Below are 15,843 nucleotides of genomic sequence, written 5' to 3'. Positions count from 1 at the left end.
TTCCTTTCCATACCTGTGAGGTTATGCCAACAGGTGATTAAAGCGATGTAACTATGGAACAGTCAATTTTTGCAAGAATAGGAAAGGTGACAGATGCTATCGAGGAAACGCTGATTGCGTTTTTCTTGGGAGCAATGACACTGCTGACCTTTGCTAATGTGATTTTTCGATATGTCTTTAATGACAATATTCTTTGGGCTCTTGAGCTCACCGTTTTCCTTTTTGCCTGGATGGTGCTTGTTGGTGCATCTTATGGTGTGAAAAAACACTTTCATATCGGTGTGGATGTCATTATCAACATGGCACCAGAACAGCTACGCAAAGTGTATGCGCTACTTGCCGCAGCTTGCTGTCTTACCTTCTCAATACTTCTTTTGATCGGTTCGTGGAACTACTGGTATCCGTTTGTTACAGAGCGTGCTTGGTATGAGACGGATGATATTCCCATGCCTGAAATGTTGCAGTTCCTGGCTGACTGGCTGAACGAAGGAGAGCGTTATGAAAAGTTGCCACGCTTTATTCCTTATATGGCGCTGCCGATTGGCATGGCACTGATGACATTCCGTTTTATTCAAATCACCGTACAAATCGCAACCGGTAAATTAGACCGTTTGATTGCAGGTCATGAAGCGGAAGAAGAACTTGAGGCGCTGAAAGAAGAGCTCAAAGACGCTGGTGAAGCGATGGAGCCTAAAAAAGCCGATGATAAGAGCAAGGAGAGCTAAGCCATGGATATTCTGTTTTTATTCGTAATGGTGGTTGGCTTTATGCTGATTGGTGTGCCAATCGCTGTATCACTTGGTCTATCGAGTATCCTGTTTTTGATGATGCACTCTGACGCTTCTTTAGCCTCGGTAGCGCAAACCCTGTTCAACGCGTTTGCAGGTCACTATACCTTACTCGCTATTCCATTCTTTATTTTGGCATCAAGCTTTATGTCGACTGGTGGTGTGGCTAAGCGAATTATTCGTTTTGCTATTGCAATGGTCGGCTGGTTCCGTGGCGGATTGGCGATGGCTTCTGTCGTTGCATGTATGATGTTCGCCGCCTTGTCTGGTTCATCACCAGCCACGGTTGTCGCCATCGGTAGTATCGTTATCGCAGGTATGATCAAAAACGGTTACTCCAAAGACTTTGCCGCTGGGGTAATTTGTAACGCGGGTACGCTAGGTATCTTGATCCCACCGTCAATCGTTATGGTTGTATACGCCGCTGCGACGGACGTGTCAGTTGGGCGTATGTTCCTCGGCGGTGTGATTCCAGGTCTTCTGGCGGGTGTGATGCTAATGATTGCTATCTATATTGCAGCGCGGGTAAAAAATCTGCCGAAACAGCCATTTGTTGGCTGGGGCGAAATGTTCGCAGCAGCGAAAGATGCGAGCTGGGGGTTATTGCTAGTAGTGATCATCCTAGGCGGTATCTATGGCGGCATCTTTACCCCAACAGAGGCGGCAGCCGTAGCGGCGGTATACTCGTTCCTGATTGCAAACTTTATTTACAAAGACATGGGCCCATTTGCCGATAAAAACAATCGCAAACCGGTCGTCGTAAAAGTCTTCCAAGCGTTTGTTCATAAAGATACTAAACATACTCTTTATGATGCCGGTAAACTGACCATTATGCTGCTGTTTATCATTGCTAATGCCCTGATTCTTAAGCATGTACTGACAGAAGAGCGCATCCCGCAGATGATTACCGAGTCGATGTTATCTGCTGGCCTTGGGCCGATCACTTTCCTCATTGTGGTCAACGTTTTGCTTCTGATTGGTGGTCAGTTTATGGAGCCGTCGGGCCTGCTGATCATTGTTGCTCCGTTGGTATTCCCCATCGCTATTGCATTGGGTATCGACCCAATTCACCTTGGTATCATGATGGTTGTGAACATGGAAATTGGGATGATCACACCACCTGTCGGGCTCAATTTATTTGTGACGGCTGGGGTCGCTAAGATGTCAATGATGCAGGTGGTCAAGGCTGCGCTCCCTTGGGTCGCGGTGATGTTCTTGTTCCTCATTATTGTTACTTACGTGCCATGGGTGTCAACTTGGTTGCCTACAACATTGATGGGACCGGAAATCATTACTAAATGATTTAATGGCTACCGAGAGCCTCACCAGATGGTGAGGCTTTTTTATGCTTTCCACTAACCAGTCTATAGTTATAGGGAGCCGTTACTGTCGAAGTAGCGCTGTTCTTTACCGTGATACGAGTGAGGCCATTATGGAAATGCACCAACACTCTATGCCAGATTTGTTTCGACAACTTGGGTTAGATAGCTCCGAAGAGAGTATTCGGGATTTCGTGAATAATCACAGCGGGTTGGTAGTTGGCACGGCGTTATATGAAGCGTTTTTCTGGTCACCGTCTCAGGCTACGTTTTTAAAAGAAGCGATAGAAGAAGATGCTGACTGGGCGGAAGTTGTCGACCAGCTTGATGCCATGCTGAGAGGTTAGAAAGTAAAAGCCAGCACTTGGTGCTGGCTGTTACTTCGTAACTAGTTAATCCGATTTATAGTTGGCTTTGTCTAATCCGTAGCGCTGCATTTTGTCATACAGTGTTTTTCTCGCCAAACTCAGTTTATCCATGGTCTGTTTAATGCTTCCTCCCGATTCAAGCAAGGCTTGCTCTATGACACTTCGCTCGAACTCAGCCACTTGTTCCGCCAGTGAGTGTGACTGAGAGCTTTGCTCTGTATTTTCTCCAAATTGAGTCAGCTTACCCAGCAAGACAAAACGCTCTGCGGCGTTTCTTAACTCGCGTATATTACCGGGCCAATCGTGGCTCAAGAGCTGGCTTAATGTACTGTTAGGCAGCGCAGGCACCATTTTTCCGTAGCGGGAAGCGGCGACCAGTAAAAAATGATGAAACAAGGTTGTGATGTCTTCCTTACGTTCCCTCAGTGCGGGTAAATCCAGTGTGACGATGTTAAGGCGATAGTAGAGATCTTGACGAAATTCTCCTTTTTCTGCTGCCAGTTTGAGGTCAATTTTGGTGGCCGCAATGACCCGTATATCGAGCGGGAGTAATTCATTGGATCCAACGCGTTCGATCACTCTTTCTTGAAGCACGCGCAGTAAGCGAATTTGTGCCTGTATCGGCATGGATTCTATCTCATCAAGGAATAGGGTTCCCCCCTGAGCGTGTTCAAACTTACCGATACGCTTAGTTTCAGCACCGGTAAATGCTCCTTTTTCGTGGCCATAGAGTTCACTTTCAATGAGGTTCTCAGGCACTGCGCCACAGTTGATGGCGACAAAGTTCGCGTCGCGTCTTGAACTTTGTTCATGAATCGAACGAGCAACCAGTTCTTTGCCTGTCCCGGTTTCACCGAATAAGAGGATATCGGCGTCGGTATCGGCAATATGAGAAATGGTCTCTCTCAGCATCTGTATAGAGGGCGTGTCACCTATGATCCTTGGGCCGAGAGTCTGGCTCGCTTTGAGGCTGCGTTTGAGATCTTGATTCTCCAAGGTGAGATCACGCTTTTCTAATGCTCGGCGAGTGGTATCGATCAGTCGGTCGATAGGAAAGGGCTTTTCGATAAAATCATAAGCACCATTTCTGAGGGCATTGACCGCCATTGAGATGTCACCATGGCCGGTAATGAGAATCACAGGGACATCTTTATCTTGATGGAGAATCGTTGAGAGTAGGTTCTCTCCTGACAGGCCGGGTAAGCAGATATCGGAAATGACGACTTTGGGTAATCCGTCGCGTTTCATCGCTAGAAGCGCTTCTTCAGCACTGGCAAAAAATTGCGCGGATATTTCCTCTAATTCAAAGCTTTGCTCTATGGCTAAGCGAATGTCGCTTTCGTCATCAATAAAATAGACGTCGTACATCAAGATTCCTTTGCTGTCTCTTTTGGGGCAGAAGTACAAAATGGTAATTGTATGGTAAATCGGGCTCCCCCATAAGGAGAGTCTTCTACCCTTAACTGGCCATTCATTGCTTTAATAATCTGTTGTGAAATGGACAATCCCAGCCCTAATCCATTTTTCTTGGTGGTAAAAAAGGGCTCAAAAAGGTGCTTGGCTTGCTCTTTCTCAATACCTGGGCCGTTGTCATCGATGCAGATGTGTATTTCCGTGTCTGTTTGTTCGGTAGACAACACCACTTTACGCTCATCTTGTTCTTCCACGGCTTGAGCGGCGTTAGTGATCAGATTGATCAAAACCTGTTCCAGCTGAATCGCATTGACCTCAGCCGCTGCTGTGGTGTGATTAAATTGTGTGGCTAATTCTACCCGATAAGATTTTATCTGAGGTGCAACCAGTTCCTTCGCTGATAGCAGGATAGGTTCGATATCGAGAACGCTTTTGTCGCTGGTGTCTGATTTGCGGGTAAAGGATTTTAACTGATTGCTAATTTTTGCCATCCGGTCAGTCAATGCTGAGATGCGCTTTAGGTTGTCATCAACACGATCGAGTTTATTTTTGCCGAGAAAGCGACGGCCGTTATCTGCAAAGCTTCGAATGGCGGCGAGTGGATTATTCAGTTCATGGCTTATACTGGCTGACATCTGACCAAGAACAGCCAGCTTCGCTGCTTGGATTAGCTCGTCTTGTGTTTGGCGTAAAATCTGTTCGGTACGAGACCGTTCCATCACTTCAGCTTGTAACTCTGATGTTCGTTCCAAAACCAAAAACTCTAGCTTTTGCTTGGCTTCAGACTGCAAATGCTCAAACTGTCGTTTTTTGAGATGCCTTTGGTAGGTCAGTTGCAGTGTTAAAAATGCAATTACAAACAGCAGAGTTAGTATCAGTGCGAAACTCAAAGTAGACCAAAATACGGTTGTCTTTTCAGTCAGGACACGAATGGTCAGATCAAGCAAAGAAAGTGGGCGGCTAGAGACGATATAATCGCCTTGAATCCAACCAAGAAAACGATTCTCTAGTTCGGACTGGGGCTTATCGAGTTGACCGACCAATCCGAGCGACTGAATGTCTTTATCTAAATACTGTCTGCTGGAGGTGATCTGCTGTCGCTCTGATTCTGAAAGTGTAATTACACTTTTAAAGAGCCATTGGGGATTACTCGACATGAAAATGACATCGTAGCTATCGGTAGCGACGAAGGTGTTTTGCTTACTTTTCCAATTTTCTTCGATTGCAGACAGGTCCATCTTAACGACGATGACGCCTGCTATTTCACCCGCGTAAACTACGGGGAAAGAGTAGTAATAGCCTCTTTGTCCTGACGTTGAGCCAAGCGCGAAATATTGGCTGGAATGACCTTTCACGGCTTCAGAAAAATAGGGTCGCCAAGCGAAGTTTTTGCCAATAAAAGAACGATTTAAATTCCAGTTACTCGCCGCGATGGTGTTACCGACTCGATCAATCAGATAAGTGTCTGACGCCTGGATGATGTTATTGACGTTTTCCAGATAACGATTGGTGATGTCTAGTTGAGCCGGATTGTCAGGCTGCATTAAGGCCGAAATCAACTCTGTATCTTTAGCCAGTAACTGGGGGAGGTGAGCGTACTTATCCAGTCTTGAGGCAATGTGGCTAGCGAATCGGTCGAGCTGAGCTTGGTGTTCGTCTAACAAAGATTGATAGTGGTAATTCCATACCCATTGTGAACCGATAACAAGACAGAGCAGGTAAAGAATCAACAGGTAGACGTTTGCCCGACGAAAAGGTGACATTACATTCCCTGTAGCTGTGGTGCGACCGATAGCTTAGAGTAATGTTTTTTGTTACAGGTGTGTTTGGTTATGTAACGAAAATGAGGAACAAAACCGGACTTGGATCTAGTTTTATCGTTTAATTCAGAAAAAAGGCTAGTTTCTCTTGAAAAAGCGATTAATGTCCCCATTTCTGGAACCATTAGCTGCTTGATTGATGTTTTTTTTAGCAGTTAGCAGAGTTTTTAGGGTAAAGCCCAAGCTATGTTAGGGATCGGCTCGACAGTGACTGACGAGGTCGGTAGAATGCTGCGTCTAAATTTTAATCCTGAGGCTAATCGGAGATAGCTTTCACGAACTGAGTTCGTAAAGATATCGCTAATTAGTCCGGTAGCTGACTCGCTCAGTTATCGATACTCGATTTACGAAAAGTGCTCTTAGAGTGCAAACAAGGATGGGCCTTTTGTTTTGTCATAATGGCATGAAGGCACATACGCTCAGCTCAGCTGAGCCAGTTTTGAGGTTAATGAATAATGCAAGTTACTGTTGAAACGCTAGAGGGCCTAGAGCGCCGTCTAAACATTACTGTTCCTGCTGCAAACATCGAAGATGCTGTAACAGCTGAACTACGCAACATCGCAAAGAACCGTCGTTTCGATGGTTTCCGTAAGGGTAAAGTGCCTCTGAAAATGGTTGCGAAGATGTACGGCAAAGCAGTACGTCAAGACGTGATGGGTGAAGTTATGCAACGTCACTTCATCGAAGCGATCGTTAAAGAGAAAATCAACCCAGCAGGCGCACCAACTTTTGCTCCAGTTGAGAGCAAAGAAGGTGCAGATCTCGTTTTCAACGCAACTTTCGAAGTTTACCCAGAAGTTGAGCTGAAAGGTCTAGAGAACATCGCTGTTGAAAAACCAACCACTGAAGTTCAAGACGCAGACGTTGAAGAAATGATCGAAACGCTACGTAAGCAGCAAGCGACTTGGGCAGAAGTTGAAGAAGCCGCGGCAGAAGGTAAGCGTGTTACTATCGACTTCGTTGGTTCTATCGATGGCGAAGAGTTTGAAGGTGGTAAAGCTGAGAACTTCCCTCTAGAAATGGGTGCAGGCCGCATGATCCCTGGTTTTGAAGACGGTATCGCAGGTAAAACTGCTGGTATGGAGTTCGAAATCGATGTGACTTTCCCAGAAGATTACCACGCTGAAAACCTAAAAGGTAAAGCGGCGAAGTTTGCTATCAAAGTAAACAAAGTTGAAGCTCGTGAACTACCAGAACTTAACGACGAGTTCGTTTCTAAGTTCGGCGTTGCTGAGGGTGGTGTTGACGCTCTTAAAGCAGAAGTTCGTAAGAACATGGAACGTGAGCTTAAGCAAGCAGTTAAAAACCGCATCAAAGAGCAGGCTATCGACGGTCTAGTGAAAGAAAACGAAATCGACGTACCAGCTGCACTTATCGATCAAGAAATCGGTACGCTACGTCAGCAAGCGGCACAACGCTTCGGTGGTAACCCTGAAGCTGCTGAGCAACTTCCACGTGAACTATTCGAAGAGCAAGCTAAGCGTCGTGTAGTCGTTGGCCTTCTTCTAGGTGAAGTCATCAAGTCTGAAGAGCTAAAAGCTGACGATGAGAAAGTGAAATCACTTATCGAAGAAATGGCGACAGCTTACGAAGACCCATCAGAAGTGATTGCTTACTACGAGCAAAACACTCAAATGATGGACAACATGCGTAATGTTGCTCTAGAAGAGCAAGCTATTGATGCGATCATCGCTAAAGCACAGATTTCTGAAAAGGAAGTTAGCTTCAACGAGCTGATGAACCAACAGCAGCCTGCTTAATAAGCAATATCTTGCGTAGAAGGTTGACGGATCGTTAACTATTCTGCTAACAATGGTCCGTATGATATTTATCATCCGGGCCATTTATTTTAGGGACATAAGAATATGAGCTACCAAGAAAAAAATGCAATGTCACCAATTTTAGACGCGCTGGTACCAATGGTGGTTGAACAAACTTCCCGTGGTGAACGTTCTTACGATATTTACTCTCGTCTACTCAAAGAGCGCGTGATTTTCTTAACAGGTCAAGTGGAAGACCACATGGCAAATCTTGTCGTGGCCCAACTGCTTTTCTTAGAATCTGAAAATCCTGATAAAGATATTTTTCTCTACATCAACTCGCCAGGTGGCAGTGTGACTGCCGGCATGTCAATCTATGACACTATGCAGTTCATCAAACCGAATGTGAGCACGGTATGTATGGGGCAAGCATGCTCAATGGGTGCTTTCCTTCTTGCTGGTGGTGCGCCAGGTAAGCGCTATGTGTTACCAAACTCACGAGTGATGATTCACCAGCCTTTGGGCGGCTTCCAAGGTCAGGCATCAGACATCCAAATTCACGCTCAAGAAATTTTGACTATCAAGCAGAAGCTAAACAAGCTGCTTGCTGAACATACAGGTCAACCTCTTGAAGTGATTGAGCGTGATACTGATCGTGATAACTTTATGGCGGCAGAGCAAGCGGTCGAATACGGTTTGGTTGATGCTGTGCTCACTCATCGCGGTGAGTAATAATTGCCAGAGCATTTTGGCTATAATTGATATACACTCAGATTATAAAGAGTAAAGGCTAAGAGGTTAGCGAATGACAGACAAAAGCAAAGAGAGCGGTAGTAGTAAGCTTCTTTACTGCTCTTTCTGCGGCAAAAGCCAGCACGAAGTTCGCAAGCTAATCGCAGGTCCATCCGTTTACATTTGTGACGAATGTGTCGATTTGTGTAACGACATTATTCGTGAAGAAATCAAAGATGTTCTGCCGAAGAAGCAATCGGAAGCACTTCCAGTGCCAAGAGAGATTCGTGAACACCTTGATGATTACGTGATTGGCCAAGATTACGCTAAGAAAGTGCTAGCAGTAGCCGTTTATAACCACTATAAGCGTTTACGTAATGGAGACACGACAAGTGAAGGTGTGGAACTCGGTAAGAGTAACATCCTTCTAATTGGTCCTACGGGTAGTGGTAAAACACTGCTGGCTGAGACATTAGCGCGTTTCCTAGATGTACCATTTACAATGGCGGATGCCACTACGTTAACTGAAGCGGGTTACGTAGGTGAAGATGTTGAAAACATCATCCAGAAGCTACTGCAGAAATGCGACTATGACGTAGCAAAAGCCGAGCGCGGTATCGTGTACATCGATGAAATCGACAAGATTTCACGTAAGGCGGAAAACCCATCGATCACACGTGATGTGTCCGGTGAAGGTGTTCAGCAGGCGTTGCTCAAGCTGATTGAAGGTACAGTGGCTTCAGTTCCACCTCAAGGTGGGCGTAAGCACCCTCAGCAAGAGTTTCTTCAAGTTGATACCTCTAAGATCCTATTTATCTGTGGCGGTGCATTTGCTGGCCTAGATAAAGTGATTGAACAACGTGTAGCCACGGGCACAGGTATTGGTTTTGGTGCGGAAGTTCGTTCTAAAGATGAAACTAAAACTGTCGGTGAACTGTTTACTCAGGTAGAGCCAGAAGATTTAGTTAAATATGGTTTGATTCCAGAGTTCATAGGCCGTCTTCCTGTGACGACAACGTTGACAGAGCTGGATGAAGAAGCGCTTATCCAAATTCTTTGTGAGCCGAAGAACGCACTCACCAAACAATATGCAGCACTATTCGAACTCGAAAACTCAGAGCTTGAATTCCGTGAAGATGCTTTGCGTGCAATTGCTAAGAAAGCGATGGAACGTAAAACAGGTGCTCGTGGATTACGCTCAATCTTAGAGGGCGTTCTACTTGAAACTATGTATGAATTGCCATCGATGAGTGATGTGAGCAAAGTCGTGATTGACGAGTCTGTAATCAATGGTGAGTCTGACCCACTGCTGATTTACAGTAACTCTGATAATCAGGCCGCGGGTGCGGAATCTTAATCAAATTCACATAAATTAGTAAATAATTTAAGGAGGTAATCATTTACCTCCTTTTTTTTATTCTTTCATTGAATCCAACTAATTAGCCCCCATATACTGCTCATAAGACTAAGCGGAAGAGAGAAGAATATGAACTTGGAACGTTCCGAACGTATCGAGATCCCCGTACTACCTCTAAGAGATGTAGTCGTTTACCCGCACATGGTAATTCCTTTGTTTGTTGGACGTGAAAAGTCAATTGCTTGCCTTGAAGCAGCAATGGATAACAACAAGCAAATACTGCTAGTGGCGCAGAAAAAAGCGGAAACCGATGAGCCAGCGAAAGACGATCTGTTCGATGTTGGTACCGTGGCAACCATTCTTCAATTATTGAAGCTGCCTGATGGGACCGTAAAAGTGCTGGTTGAAGGCCAGCAGCGTGCAAAAATTCATAAATTTGAAGAAGAAGAATTCTTCACCGCAGATGCTGAATACTTAACGACAGAACAGCTAGACGAGCGTGAAGAAGAAGTGATTGTTCGTAGTGCGATTAATCAGTTCGAAGGTTTTATCAAGCTAAATAAAAAGATCCCACCTGAAGTACTGACTTCCCTCAACGGCATTGATGAAGCAGCTCGCCTTGCCGATACAATTGCTGCCCATATGCCACTCAAGTTGGCTGACAAGCAAATTGTTTTGGAAACACTAGACATCACTGAGCGCCTTGAGTTCCTGATGGGACAAATGGAATCAGAGATCGATTTGCTGCAGGTTGAAAAGCGTATCCGTACTCGCGTTAAAAAGCAGATGGAAAAATCTCAGCGAGAGTACTATCTGAATGAGCAGATGAAAGCGATTCAGAAAGAGTTAGGTGAAACGGAAGACGGTGTTGATGAGTTCGAAACGCTGAAACAGAAAATCGTTGACTCAAAGATGCCTCAAGAAGCGCGTGAAAAGACTGAGCAAGAACTACAAAAGCTGAAAATGATGTCGCCAATGTCGGCTGAAGCCACTGTTGTTCGTGGTTACATCGACTGGATGTTAGGCGTGCCTTGGCACAAGCGATCTAAAGTTAAGAAAAATCTAGCGAAAGCGGAAGAAGTGCTAAACGAAGATCATTACGGCCTTGAGCGTGTTAAAGAGCGCATTCTTGAATACCTAGCGGTTCAAAATCGAATTAACAAACTTAAAGGACCTATCCTTTGCCTTGTTGGTCCACCGGGTGTAGGTAAAACCTCTCTAGGTCGCTCTATCGCAGCAGCAACCGGGCGTAAATATACGCGCATGGCATTGGGTGGTGTACGTGATGAAGCTGAAATTCGTGGTCACCGCCGTACTTACATTGGTTCTATGCCGGGCAAGCTTATTCAAAAAATGTCTAAAGTAGGCGTGAAAAACCCGCTGTTCTTGTTGGATGAAATCGACAAAATGTCTTCTGACATGCGTGGTGACCCGTCTTCTGCCCTACTAGAAGTACTCGACCCAGAACAAAACAATGCGTTTAACGATCACTACCTAGAGGTGGATTATGACCTGTCTGACGTGATGTTCGTTGCGACGTCTAACTCAATGAATATTCCAGGTCCTCTACTAGACCGTATGGAAGTGATTCGTCTATCGGGTTACACCGAAGACGAGAAACTCAATATTGCGAAACGTCACTTAGTAGAGAAACAGATCAAACGTAATGGTTTGAAACTGGGTGAAATTGAGATTGAAGACTCTGCAATCATTGGCATTATTCGCTACTACACCCGCGAAGCGGGAGTTCGTAATCTGGAACGAGAAATTTCGAAGATCTGTCGCAAAGCAGTGAAAAATATCCTGCTTGATAGCAACCTGAAAATGGTCACTGTGACAATGGATAACCTTAAAGATTACTTAGGTGTTCAGCGTCATGACTACGGTAAAGCTGATGATAGCAATCGAATTGGTCAAGTGACAGGTCTTGCATGGACTGAGGTTGGTGGTGATTTACTTACTATTGAAACGGAAGCAATGCCGGGTAAAGGCAAGTTGACACAGACCGGGTCACTTGGTGATGTCATGCAGGAGTCAATCCAAGCGGCAATGACTGTAGTGAGGTCTCGAGCCGTAAAACTTGGGATTAACTCGGACTTTTATGAGAAGCGTGATATTCACGTCCATGTCCCAGAAGGGGCAACCCCAAAAGATGGGCCGAGTGCAGGCATTGCGATGTGTACAGCGCTGGTATCCAGCTTAACAGGTAACCCTGTGAAAGCGGAAGTGGCGATGACAGGTGAAATTACCCTACGTGGTGAAGTTCTTCCTATTGGTGGTTTAAAAGAGAAACTACTGGCAGCGCATCGCGGAGGTATCAAAACGGTCCTGATTCCTAAAGACAATGAACGTGATCTGGAAGAGATTCCTGATAATGTTATCGCTGATCTTAAGGTCATTCCGGTGCAATGGATTGATGATGTTCTTAAAGTCGCGTTAGAAAAAGACCCATCAGGTGTCGAAATTGCTGCTGTAAAATAGTGATGTGCAGCAAAAATAAGTAAAAGATTACGCTGATAAGCATAAAAAGGCTTGTCAGCGTTTTTTTTGGAGGCTAACGTTACCCACATAGCTTCAGGCCTTGTTGTATAAGGGATTGGAGTTAGTTTTAAATTGAAATGGAACGAATGCTGCCTTTAAAAAATAATAACAAGGTGGCGCAAAGGGGAATCACAGTGAATAAAACACAATTAGTAGAAAAAATTGCAGAAAACGCTGACCTTTCAAAAGCTTCAGCGGGCCGTGCCCTAGACGCATTTATTGAAGCTGTAGGCGACACTCTTCAGTCTGGTGACCAAGTCGCGCTAGTGGGCTTTGGTACATTTAGTGTTCGTACTCGTGCTGCGCGTACTGGTCGCAATCCAAAAACTGGTGAAGAAATCCAAATCGCAGAAGCAAAAGTACCTGCGTTTAAAGCTGGTAAAGCTCTAAAAGACTCTTGCAACTAGTTTAAAAGTTGCCAGCGGTGGCAGTTTTTATCGAACCTTTTTAAATTATGCGCATCATACTGATGCGCTTTTCTTTTTCTGATATTATCGCGCTATCTTATTTTAGTTATAACGTATGTCGTGTTAGCACATGTAAAGGCTAATATGGACCACACGCGGAGAGTTTTTTACATATGATGGATCGATTACGCGAAGGCGTTAATAGCATCGCGGTTAAAATTATCCTTGGATTAATCATCCTTTCTTTTGTCTTTGCTGGAGTTGGTAGCTACATCGTTGGTGGTAGTAACAATTCTGCAGCCAAGGTTGGTAACGTGGAGATTGGCCGTGGTGAGTTTGAACAAGCTTACCAAAACGAGCGTAATCGTATGCAAGCCCAGCTTGGTGATTATTTTTCTAATCTGTTAGCAGATCCAAGCTACGTTGAATCTTTCCGTAAGTCAGTACTTGACCGAATGATTAACGATCTCTTATTGGAGCAGCATGCTGAAGCTTTGGGCCTACGTGTCAGCGATGCTCAGGTAAGAAGCATGATTGTTGATATGCCTCAGTTCCAAGTGGACGGCAAGTTTGATCAGGAAGTCTATCAAGCCTCTCTTCGTCGTGCTGGATTCACTCCGGATAGTTTTGCAGAGTATCTGCGTAGAGATCTTGTACGCAATCAGCTTCTAACGGCTGTCCAAGCAAGTGACTTCTCACTGGAAGGAGAGGTTGAAGCTCAAAGCAAGCTTCTGGCTCAGACGCGAGAAATTAAGAAAGTGACACTTTCTTTAACGGATTTCGCTTCTAAAGCGGAACTTTCTGACCAAGAAATTAACGACTATTACACTCAGAACGCAGACCAATATACGCGCCCTGAACAAGTGAAAGTGGCTTACATTGAGCTTTCAGCGCAGCAATTGAAAGATGCGATTCAAGTGTCTGACGAGCAAGCTAAACAATACTATCAAGAGCACCTTGATAAGTATTCTTCAGAAGAGCAGCGCCGTGTAAGCCATATCCTGGTTGAAGGTGACGACAAAGCAAAAGCACAATCTGTTCTAGATGAATTGAATGCTGGTGCTGACTTTGCCAGCTTGGCGGAAGAGAAATCTGACGACTTTGGCAGTGCTTCTGAAGGGGGTTCTCTTGGTTGGATTGAGCGTGATGTGATGGATCCGGCATTTGAAGAAGCCGCTTTTGCTTTGAAGAAAGTTGGTGATGTAACCGGTCTGGTAAAATCGGACTTCGGCTACCACATTATTCAGCTCGATGAACTGAAAGACTCAGTTGCTAAGCCATATGAAGAAGTGGCGACCGAAATCAAGCAGGAGTTGAAAGACCAACAAGCAATCGATCAATTCTATGAATTGCAGAGTGAGCTTGAAAAAGTGGCATTTGAATACCCTGATTCTTTAGATGATGCTGCTGAAGCGATTAACGTGGATATTCACACCACAGATTTTATTTCTCAGGCTGATGCACCAGAACTGCTGAAAACCCCTGCTGTAATGCAGTCTATTCTCAGCCCAGAAGTGAAAGAAGATGGCTTAAACTCTGAAGTACTTGAAGTTGCGCCCGAGCATGTCATCGTAGTTCGTGTTGAAGATACGCGTGATGAAACGGTACTTCCTTTGGAAGAAGTACGTGATCAAGTGACTACTTCCTTAGCGAAAATTAAAGGTGAGCAAAGCGCTATTGAATTGGCAGATAACCTTGTTGCGGAGTTGAAGAAAGGCAACCAAGAGTTAATGTCTGAACATGGTTTGGCATTCAGTGATTCAGAAAAAATTGATCGTAGTTCACCATTAGCTGACGTTGTATTTTCAATGAAAAAGCCTACTGAAGGTGAAGTTGAATTTGCTCAGGCAAAAGATTTTAACGGTGATATCGTTGTGGTTGAGCTTACTAATGTGAAGTCTGATGTAAATGCGCAGTACAACGAACAGATTGGTACTCAGTTAACTCAGATGAATGCACAGCAAGATCTCTCTGGCTTGATCAATATTCTTCGTAAAACTATCGATATCGAATATTACGCTGTGACTCAGTAATCTTAATCGATGTAACTGATAAACTACTTATGACGGGCTGCAGATGCAGCCCGTTTTATTATGTATCATCTCTCCACCCATAAATGAAAACGCCCTCTATGGTATCTATTCCACAATGTTATTTAGAGGAACAAAAGGGAAATGTTACACATACTATGGACTTGCTTATTACTGACAATCGCTGCATATAGTCCGATTACCATATCGGCTGAACAAACGACTCACGCTGAATACGCGGGAATAGAGATTACCGTGAATGTAAATACTGCTGAAGCGGCTGAATTAGCCACATTATTGAGTGGTATTGGGGAGAAAAAAGCCCAAGCTATTGTTCTATATAGGGATGAAAATGGTCCTTTTTTGAAGGTGGATGATCTGACTTTGGTAAAAGGTATCGGGCCCGCTTTAATAGATAAAAACCGCGGCCGAATAAAGTTGTAATTAGGTAGAGCGCTAAGCGCTCTATTTTTGGTTGTTTCCTTTCAATACCTGCTGGTGCCGAGAGACGAATCCCACTATAATTCACGCCGAATATTGGTCAGCTTAATGACTATTATTTTTAACTAATGTGGAGTAAAACATGTCGTCTCATACGCCAGTCGTAACCGTTGATGGACCAAGTGGTGCAGGTAAAGGCACTCTTTGTATGCTTCTAGCAAAGAAGCTAGGCTTTCATTTATTGGATTCCGGTGCGATTTATCGTGTATTGGCGTTGGCAGCAATCCACCATGGTGTCGATCTTGACTCTGAAGACGCACTTGTCCCAATTGCTACGCATCTAGATGTACAATTTATTGCTGAGGGTGACTTAGTAAAAGTTATCTTAGAGGGTGAAGACGTTTCCGGTGAGCTACGCAAAGAAGAGACGGGGATGGCGGCATCCAAAGTTGCTGCATTGCCACGAGTCCGTGAGGCTCTGTTGCGCCGCCAGCGTGCTTTTGTCGAAGGTAGTGGCTTAGTGGCTGATGGGCGCGATATGGGAACCGTAGTTTTCCCTAAAGCGGAAGTAAAGATTTTCCTAGATGCAAGTGCCGAAGAGCGCGCTAACCGCCGCCTTAAACAGTTGCAAGGCAAGGGGTTAGATGTTAAATTTGACGACCTTTTGAGCGAGATCCAAGAGCGTGACGATCGAGATCGTAACCGCCCGGTGGCGCCATTACGTCCCGCTGAGGATGCGCTATTGCTGGATTCTACTTCGATGAGTATCGACGAAGTGGTAGAAAAGGCACTACAATATATCGAATCTAAGCTAGTCGTTTAGGCGGCTAGGTCAGAGCGTTGGTCGCATGGATGATGACTGGCGAA

Annotated in this window: 13 protein-coding genes; 11 read left to right on the top strand and 2 right to left on the bottom strand. The window is 44.9% G+C overall.

Annotated elements, in window-relative coordinates; genetic code table 11:
- Positions 1-53 precede the first annotated feature (53 nt).
- The 3 genes from L1D31_RS09525 to L1D31_RS09515 all read left to right on the top strand — a co-directional run bounded on the left by L1D31_RS09525 (position 54) and on the right by L1D31_RS09515 (position 2,454).
- Positions 54-725: a TRAP transporter small permease gene (locus L1D31_RS09525; RefSeq protein WP_239836837.1), complete on the top strand. Its 672-nt coding sequence runs from the start codon at positions 54-56 to the stop codon at positions 723-725.
- 3 nt (positions 726-728) lie between these two features.
- Positions 729-2,090 (top strand): TRAP transporter large permease, encoded by a 1,362-nt coding sequence (locus L1D31_RS09520; protein ID WP_239836836.1) that lies wholly within the window; start codon positions 729-731, stop codon positions 2,088-2,090.
- 130 nt (positions 2,091-2,220) lie between these two features.
- A complete protein-coding gene (locus tag L1D31_RS09515) occupies positions 2,221-2,454 on the top strand; it encodes a DUF2789 domain-containing protein (RefSeq protein ID WP_239836835.1) in 234 nt (77 codons plus the stop codon).
- Positions 2,455-2,499: 45 nt separating this feature from the next.
- Here the strand turns inward: L1D31_RS09515 and L1D31_RS09510 are convergent, their stop codons facing one another.
- Positions 2,500-3,843, bottom strand: a complete 1,344-nt coding sequence (locus L1D31_RS09510) for a sigma-54 dependent transcriptional regulator (protein WP_239836834.1) — start codon at positions 3,841-3,843, stop codon at positions 2,500-2,502.
- Positions 3,843-5,651, bottom strand: a complete 1,809-nt coding sequence (locus L1D31_RS09505; protein ID WP_239836833.1) for an ATP-binding protein — start codon at positions 5,649-5,651, stop codon at positions 3,843-3,845. Before L1D31_RS09505 ends, L1D31_RS09510 begins: the two co-directional genes overlap by 1 nt.
- 512 nt (positions 5,652-6,163) lie before the next feature.
- Here L1D31_RS09505 and tig point away from each other — a divergent pair.
- The 8 genes from tig (at position 6,164) to cmk (ending at position 15,799) form a co-directional block, all read left to right on the top strand.
- On the top strand, positions 6,164-7,468 hold the full coding sequence (tig, locus tag L1D31_RS09500; RefSeq protein WP_239836832.1) for a trigger factor: 1,305 nt from the start codon (positions 6,164-6,166) through the stop codon (positions 7,466-7,468).
- A gap of 105 nt (positions 7,469-7,573) precedes the next feature.
- Complete coding sequence (gene clpP / locus L1D31_RS09495; protein ID WP_045975254.1) at positions 7,574-8,200, top strand: ATP-dependent Clp endopeptidase proteolytic subunit ClpP; 627 nt, start codon at positions 7,574-7,576, stop codon at positions 8,198-8,200.
- Positions 8,201-8,273: 73 nt separating this feature from the next.
- Positions 8,274-9,557, top strand: a complete 1,284-nt coding sequence (gene clpX / locus L1D31_RS09490; RefSeq protein WP_239836831.1) for an ATP-dependent protease ATP-binding subunit ClpX — start codon at positions 8,274-8,276, stop codon at positions 9,555-9,557.
- A 129-nt stretch (positions 9,558-9,686) separates the two neighbouring features.
- Entirely contained in the window at positions 9,687-12,038 is a 2,352-nt protein-coding gene (gene lon, locus L1D31_RS09485; RefSeq protein WP_239836830.1) for an endopeptidase La, read from the top strand.
- 194 nt (positions 12,039-12,232) lie between these two features.
- Positions 12,233-12,505, top strand: coding sequence for an HU family DNA-binding protein (locus L1D31_RS09480; protein ID WP_004414742.1), 273 nt, complete (start codon positions 12,233-12,235; stop codon positions 12,503-12,505).
- 173 nt (positions 12,506-12,678) lie between these two features.
- Positions 12,679-14,538, top strand: coding sequence for a peptidylprolyl isomerase (ppiD, locus tag L1D31_RS09475; RefSeq protein WP_239836829.1), 1,860 nt, complete (start codon positions 12,679-12,681; stop codon positions 14,536-14,538).
- A 141-nt stretch (positions 14,539-14,679) separates the two neighbouring features.
- Positions 14,680-14,979 carry a ComEA family DNA-binding protein gene (locus tag L1D31_RS09470; protein ID WP_239836828.1) on the top strand — a complete coding sequence of 100 codons (300 nt, stop codon included), beginning with the start codon at positions 14,680-14,682 and terminating at the stop codon, positions 14,977-14,979.
- Between the two features lie 139 nt (positions 14,980-15,118).
- Positions 15,119-15,799, top strand: coding sequence for a (d)CMP kinase (cmk, locus tag L1D31_RS09465; RefSeq protein ID WP_239836827.1), 681 nt, complete (start codon positions 15,119-15,121; stop codon positions 15,797-15,799).
- Positions 15,800-15,843 lie beyond the last annotated feature (44 nt).

The organism is Vibrio sp. Isolate23, from assembly GCF_022398095.1.
In the GTDB taxonomy this organism is placed as follows: domain Bacteria; phylum Pseudomonadota; class Gammaproteobacteria; order Enterobacterales; family Vibrionaceae; genus Vibrio; species Vibrio coralliilyticus_A.
This window is presented reverse-complemented; position numbering and strand designations above follow the sequence as displayed.

Coding starts and splice junctions, on each gene's coding strand:
- lon (WP_239836830.1), top strand. CDS start 9,687: ATGAACTTGGAACGTTCCGAACGTATCGAGATCCCCGTACTACCTCTA.
- tig (WP_239836832.1), top strand. CDS start 6,164: ATGCAAGTTACTGTTGAAACGCTAGAGGGCCTAGAGCGCCGTCTAAAC.
- clpX (WP_239836831.1), top strand. CDS start 8,274: ATGACAGACAAAAGCAAAGAGAGCGGTAGTAGTAAGCTTCTTTACTGC.
- L1D31_RS09510 (WP_239836834.1), bottom strand. CDS start 3,843: ATGTACGACGTCTATTTTATTGATGACGAAAGCGACATTCGCTTAGCC.
- clpP (WP_045975254.1), top strand. CDS start 7,574: ATGAGCTACCAAGAAAAAAATGCAATGTCACCAATTTTAGACGCGCTG.
- L1D31_RS09470 (WP_239836828.1), top strand. CDS start 14,680: ATGTTACACATACTATGGACTTGCTTATTACTGACAATCGCTGCATAT.
- L1D31_RS09515 (WP_239836835.1), top strand. CDS start 2,221: ATGGAAATGCACCAACACTCTATGCCAGATTTGTTTCGACAACTTGGG.
- L1D31_RS09525 (WP_239836837.1), top strand. CDS start 54: ATGGAACAGTCAATTTTTGCAAGAATAGGAAAGGTGACAGATGCTATC.
- ppiD (WP_239836829.1), top strand. CDS start 12,679: ATGATGGATCGATTACGCGAAGGCGTTAATAGCATCGCGGTTAAAATT.
- L1D31_RS09520 (WP_239836836.1), top strand. CDS start 729: ATGGATATTCTGTTTTTATTCGTAATGGTGGTTGGCTTTATGCTGATT.
- cmk (WP_239836827.1), top strand. CDS start 15,119: ATGTCGTCTCATACGCCAGTCGTAACCGTTGATGGACCAAGTGGTGCA.
- L1D31_RS09505 (WP_239836833.1), bottom strand. CDS start 5,651: ATGTCACCTTTTCGTCGGGCAAACGTCTACCTGTTGATTCTTTACCTG.